This window comes from Absiella sp. AM29-15 (genome assembly GCF_003434225.1).
Taxonomy (GTDB): domain Bacteria; phylum Bacillota_I; class Bacilli_A; order Erysipelotrichales; family Erysipelotrichaceae; genus Hoskinsella; species Hoskinsella hominis.
The window spans coordinates 16257-21996 of record NZ_QVFL01000030.1 but is presented as its reverse complement, the minus strand read 5'-3'; the positions used below and the strand labels follow the sequence as shown (position 1 = coordinate 21996).

7 protein-coding genes are annotated in these 5740 nt (G+C 38.6%); all 7 read left to right on the top strand.

Going from position 1 to position 5740, the window contains the following annotated elements; genetic code table 11:
- Positions 1-71 precede the first annotated feature (71 nt).
- Positions 72-527 (top strand): PTS sugar transporter subunit IIA, encoded by a 456-nt coding sequence (locus DW761_RS20360; protein WP_117455932.1) that lies wholly within the window; start codon positions 72-74, stop codon positions 525-527.
- A 38-nt stretch (positions 528-565) separates the two neighbouring features.
- On the top strand, positions 566-2044 hold the full coding sequence (locus DW761_RS20355) for a PTS ascorbate transporter subunit IIC (protein WP_117455934.1): 1479 nt from the start codon (positions 566-568) through the stop codon (positions 2042-2044).
- 68 nt (positions 2045-2112) lie between these two features.
- Positions 2113-2415, top strand: a complete 303-nt coding sequence (locus tag DW761_RS20350) for a PTS sugar transporter subunit IIB (protein WP_117455936.1) — start codon at positions 2113-2115, stop codon at positions 2413-2415.
- A gap of 70 nt (positions 2416-2485) precedes the next feature.
- The gene (locus DW761_RS20345; RefSeq protein ID WP_117455938.1) at positions 2486-3520 is read left to right on the top strand and encodes a hypothetical protein; all 1035 of its coding nucleotides are present in this window, start codon (positions 2486-2488) and stop codon (positions 3518-3520) included.
- Positions 3521-3532: 12 nt separating this feature from the next.
- Entirely contained in the window at positions 3533-4234 is a 702-nt protein-coding gene (araD, locus tag DW761_RS20340) for an L-ribulose-5-phosphate 4-epimerase (RefSeq protein ID WP_117455940.1), read from the top strand.
- Positions 4218-5090 carry an L-ribulose-5-phosphate 3-epimerase gene (locus DW761_RS20335; protein ID WP_117455942.1) on the top strand — a complete coding sequence of 291 codons (873 nt, stop codon included), beginning with the start codon at positions 4218-4220 and terminating at the stop codon, positions 5088-5090. Before araD ends, DW761_RS20335 begins: the two co-directional genes overlap by 17 nt.
- A partial coding sequence (locus tag DW761_RS20330; RefSeq protein ID WP_233513146.1) for a transketolase occupies positions 5087-5740 on the top strand: 654 nt, incomplete at its 3' end. The genes DW761_RS20335 and DW761_RS20330, both read left to right, overlap by 4 nt.

The window sequence follows — 5740 nt, the reverse complement described above, 5'->3', positions numbered from 1 at the left end:
GGATTTGAAGATTGCTTTACTGATGAACCAAACGTTCCATTCAGATCAATTCTGTAGGAGATAAGCGATATATGTTAAAGGAAATTATTGAAAGAAATCATTACACATTTGAAGAAAGCTTTGACAATTGGGAAGATGCCATCCGTGCAGGCTACAAACCATTGTTAGCTGATAATACAGTGGAAGACATCTATGTTCAGGCAGTTATTGACTGTGTAAAGAAATTTGGACCATATATCGTGATTGTACCAAACATCGCCATGCCTCATTCTACGGAAGGGGCAGCGGGATGTAATGGTACAGCGATCTCATTCATGAAGGTTGAAAAGGAAGTAGACTTTGATCCCGAGGATCCAGATAAAAAAGCTCGTTTGTTTTTCTCTCTGGCAGCAACCGATCATGAAAAACACTTAGAAAACATTCAGGCATTGATGGATACATTGATGAATGAAGAAATTGTGGATGCTTTACTGGAAGCAAAAACAATTGAAGATTTAAAAGCAATCGCAGAAAAGTACGAAGCATAGCACACACATAATAATCGTGTGAGGAAAGGAAGAAATATATGGACTTTTTAATGAGTATATGGAATTTCTTCGCAACAAACATTTTGACACAGCCAGCATACTTTATCGGCTTGATGGTATTCGTTGGTTATATGTTGCTGAGAAAACCACTTTATGATGCATTGGCAGGATTTATTAAAGCGACAGTAGGATATATGATATTGGCAGTTGGTTCTGGGGGATTAACAAACAACTTCCGTCCTATCCTGGTTGGTTTAAAGGATCGTTTCAACCTTGACGCAATGGTTATCGACCCTTACTTTGGACAGAATGCCGTTACAGCTGGTATTGGGGAACAGTTTGGACGTACATTCTCACAGGTAATGTTATTGTTACTAGTTGCATTTATCATGAACCTTGTATTGGTTCGTTTAAAGAAATGGACAAAAATGCGTGCTGTATTTACAACAGGTCACGTACAGATGCAGCAGGCATCTACAGCATTCTGGCTGATTCTGTTCTGTTTCCCAAAACTTGGAGATACTCAGATTCTGATCGTTATGGGCTTGATCCTTGGTTTATATTGGGCAGTTGGTTCTAACTTAACCGTAGAAGTAACACAGGAATTAACAGAAGGCGGCGGCTTCGCTATCGCTCACCAGCAGATGTTCGGTATCGCAATTTTCGCTAAATTAGCTGATAAATTCAAGAGTAAAAACAAAGAAACAAAACGTTTAGACGACTTGAAATTCCCTGGCTTCTTATCTATCTTCAACGAAAACATGGTAGCTACATCTGTATTGATGTTCTTATTCTTCGGTGCGATCTTACTTGTATTAGGTAAAGATTACTTAGTATCTATGGAATTCATGAAAGCAGATGCTAATTTCTTCTTCTATATCATGACAACTGCATTAAACTTCGCAGTTTATCTGGCAATCTTACAGTTAGGTGTACGTACCTTCGTTACAGAGTTAACAAACTCTTTCCAAGGTATTTCTAATTCATTCTTACCTGGTGCTGTTCCTGGTATCGACTGTGCAGCTGTATTTGGATTTGGTAGTGCAAATGCTGTAACTGTTGGATTCTTGATGGGTGCTTTAGGACAGTTTATCGCCATTGGTATCTTGTTGCTGATGAAATCACCTACCCTTGTAATCGCAGGATTCGTTCCAGTATTCTTCGACAACGCTGTTATCGCAATTTACGCAGATAATCGTGGTGGTATCAAAGCCGCAATGTTGTTCCCATTCATTTCTGGTTTAATTCAGGTATTCGGTTCTGCATTAATCGCTGGCTGGGTTGGACTTGCTGGATACGGCGGATATCTTGGAATGTTTGACTGGGCAACTGTATGGCCTGCATTCACAGTCATCATGAAGTTTGCTGGTTACTTCGGTGTTGCTATCGTTGTATTGATTCTGTTGGCTATCCCTCAGATTCAGTATCGCAAACACCCAGATACTTATTTCTTAATCACAGAAGACTACGACGCTTATCTTGAAAAAATAAAAGAAAAAGACGAAGCGACGGCTTAATTTACACAAAAAAATAAAAAAAGATTCAACCAAAAGACACATAGTAAAATGTAAAGGAGAGTAATAACATGGCTGGAAAATTAAAATTATTGGTTTGCTGCGGTAATGGCGCAGGTACAAGTATGATGATCAAATTGAACGTAGAAAAGGTCACAAAGAAAATGGGATTAGATGTTGCGGATATTCACCACTGTGCAGTATCTGAAGGAAAATCTGCAGCTGGTCAGTATGATATCGTATTATGTTCAAGAAACTTCGTTCCAATGTTTGCGGATGCTGAAAAGAAGGGCACAAAAATTGTCGGATTGAAAAATGTAATGTCCGCAAAAGAAATTGAAGAAGGGCTGGCAGCCGCTTTAGAAAACAAGTAAAAAAAAGAAAAAGCTGCCTTGTGCAGCTTTTCTTCTACAAAAAATACGTGAAAATGGAGGAAAAAGGACAATGAAAATTGAAAAAATACATTTAGATGACGTAAAACGATGCTACTGTGCAAGCAACATCAATATGAATAACGAAAACCATATCCTGTTCGCAAGTGAAGATCCAGATGTGATCTGCGAAATGTTCAGTGGTAAAAACTTCGATAAAAAAGAAGTGGTATGGACAAAACCAGGAGGCTGCATGTCTATCATTCCAATTCCTGGTAAAGAAGGGGAATTCCTTGCAGTACAGGAGTTCTATTTGAAAGTATCTCCAAGTTTGGCAAAAATCGTATGGGGCAAATATGATGCAGAAAAAGGATGGATTGTAAAAGATGTTCTTTCTATGCCATATATCCACCGTTTTGATATCTACCATGCAGATGGTGTTAATTACTTCATCGGCGCAACTATTGCCACAACCAAACAAGACAAAAACGACTGGAGTGTTCCAGGACGTATCTATACAGGTATCCTTCCAGAAGACCCATCACAGGGTATTGAATTAAGTATCTTGGCAGATGGATTATATAGAAATCATGGATACTGGCACGCAAAAGAGGATAGAAAAGATGTAGGTTACTTTGGTAGTGATCAGGGTATCTTACGTGTAACACCACCATATGAAAAAGGTGGAGAATGGACAAAAGAATTTATCATGGAAGGCCAGATTGGAGAAATCGCAACCATTGATATCGATAATGATGGTGAAGATGAAATTATGACCATTGAAGCATTCCATGGGGATACGATTAAAATCTATAAGAAGATTGATGGCGCATACAAGGAAGTTTACAAGTATGACAACAAGATTGATTTTGCACATACATTAGTTGGCGCAAAATTAGCTGGTGTGAATACATTCTTAGCTGGTGTACGTCGTGAAGAAGCAGAAATTTTCTATGTACAATACGTCGATGGCAAGTTTGTGACAACCGTTATTGAAAAAGGTGCAGGTCCTGCCAACTTATGTGTCGTAAACGAAGATGATCGTGATCTGATCGTTGCGGCAAATCATACAAAAAATGAAGCGGCAGTTTATGTCGTAACAAAATAGAGGAGGATGCTTATGCTGGAACAACTAAAAAAAGAGGTATTAAAAGCGAATCTGTTACTACCTAAACATGGCTTGGTAACATTTACATGGGGTAATGTATCCGCTATTGATAGAGAAAAAGGAATCATCGCGATTAAGCCAAGTGGTGTGGAATACGATGAAATGAAAGAAGAAGATATCGTATTGGTAGATTTAGAAGGAAACGTTGTGGAAGGCAATCTGAAACCTAGTTCAGATTTAATGACACATTTAGAATTTTATCGCAACTGGCCAAATATCGGAGGTGTTGTGCATACACACTCTCGTTGGGCAACGAGCTTTGCACAAGCAGGAAAAGATATTATGGCATTAGGCACAACACAAGCAGACTATTTCTATGGTGCCATTCCATGTACCCGTTTGATGACACCAGAAGAAATTCAGGGTGAATACGAACTAGAAACAGGAAAAGTAATCGTAGAAACATTTAAAGAACGTGGCCTGAATCCAGATCAAGTACCAGGGGTATTGTTACACAGTCATGGACCATTCGCATGGGGTACAGACGCAGAAAATGCAGTACACAATGCAGTTGTTATGGAAGAATGTGCCATGATGGATGCCATCGCTTCCCTATTATGCAACAATCAGATTGAACCAATGCAACAGGTATTATTAGATAAACATTTCAAGAGAAAACACGGACCGAACGCTTATTATGGACAAAGCAAATAGAACTTACCAGCTTGGATTATATGAAAAGGCAATGCCTTCTGATCTGAGTTGGGAAGAAAAGCTGAACCTGACAAAGGAAAGCGGTTTTGATTATCTTGAAATGAGTATCGATGAAACTGACGCAAAATTAGCACGCTTAGAATGGACAAAAGAAGAACGCAAAGCAGTTGTAGATGCTATGTGGAAAACTGGAGTTAAGATCAATTCCATCTGTTTAAGTGGACATCGTAAATATCCATTTGGCGCAAGTGATCCGAATACACAAAAACGATCATTAGAGATCATGCAAAAAGCAATTGATTTGGCTAGTGATCTGGGTGTACGCCTGATTCAGTTGGCTGGATATGATGTATATTATGAACAAGGCAATAGTAAAACAAGGGCAGACTTTGCGACCAATCTGAATAAAGCAGTATTGATGGCTGCGAAAAAAGGAATCAACCTTGGATTTGAAACAATGGAAACACCTTTTATGGATACCGTTGGAAAATCTATGTATTATGTAAATATGATTAATTCTCCTTATTTGGGTGTATATCCAGATATTGGAAACTTAAAGAACGCTTCCTTATTATATAGTAATCCTGTAAATAATGATATGCGTGTAGGACAGGGACATGTCTTTGCGGCACATTTGAAAGAAACAGTTCCTGGGAAATATCGTGAAATACCATTTGGCACAGGACATACAGAATATATTGAAAACCTACAGCTGTTGAAGGCAATGGGTGTTCGTATGTTTGTCGGAGAATTCTGGTATATTGGAAGTGAATCATGGAAACAAGATTTAAAGGATGCGAGTGCATTCTTAAGAGAAAGATTAGATAGCGTATTTGGACAGGAGGAAAGCAATTGAAAACAGAAGAACTAAAGCAACATGCTGCACATATTCGTGAGAATATTGTCCGTATGGTCGCTAACGCAAATAGCGGTCATCCAGGTGGATCTTTATCCGCAGCTGATATATTAACGGTATTATATTTTGAAGTCATGGATATCAATGAAGACAATGTCAAAGGTATCGATCGTGATCGTTTTGTATTATCAAAAGGTCATGCTTCACCTTTACTGTATGCGACTTTATACGAAAAAGGCTTACTTCATGAAGATTTAAATACTTTCAGAAAGATCAACAGTAAACTACAAGGACACCCAAATATGAACTATGTCGATGGTGTCGATATGTCCACAGGTTCCCTTGGTCAAGGTATCTCTGCCGCTGTTGGTATGGCATTAGCAAACAAAGTAGATGGAAATGATCATAGAGTCTATACCTTATTAGGTGATGGAGAATGTGAAGAAGGCGAAGTATGGGAAGCTGCTATGGCTGCCGCTCATTATCGTTTGAATAATCTATGTGCGATCGTAGATTTCAACTCTTTACAAATCGATGGAAACATTCGTGATGTCATGAATCCTACACCAATTGATGAAAAATTCAAAGCATTTGGATGGAACGTCATCAATATCAAAGGACATGATTATGAAGATATCCGTTTCGCATTT

Excerpts from the sequence above, each read along its gene's own strand:
- DW761_RS20360 (WP_117455932.1), top strand. The coding sequence starts at position 72 with ATGTTAAAGGAAATTATTGAAAGAAATCATTACACATTTGAAGAAAGC.
- DW761_RS20355 (WP_117455934.1), top strand. The coding sequence starts at position 566 with ATGGACTTTTTAATGAGTATATGGAATTTCTTCGCAACAAACATTTTG.
- DW761_RS20350 (WP_117455936.1), top strand. The coding sequence starts at position 2,113 with ATGGCTGGAAAATTAAAATTATTGGTTTGCTGCGGTAATGGCGCAGGT.
- DW761_RS20345 (WP_117455938.1), top strand. The coding sequence starts at position 2,486 with ATGAAAATTGAAAAAATACATTTAGATGACGTAAAACGATGCTACTGT.
- araD (WP_117455940.1), top strand. The coding sequence starts at position 3,533 with ATGCTGGAACAACTAAAAAAAGAGGTATTAAAAGCGAATCTGTTACTA.
- DW761_RS20335 (WP_117455942.1), top strand. The coding sequence starts at position 4,218 with ATGGACAAAGCAAATAGAACTTACCAGCTTGGATTATATGAAAAGGCA.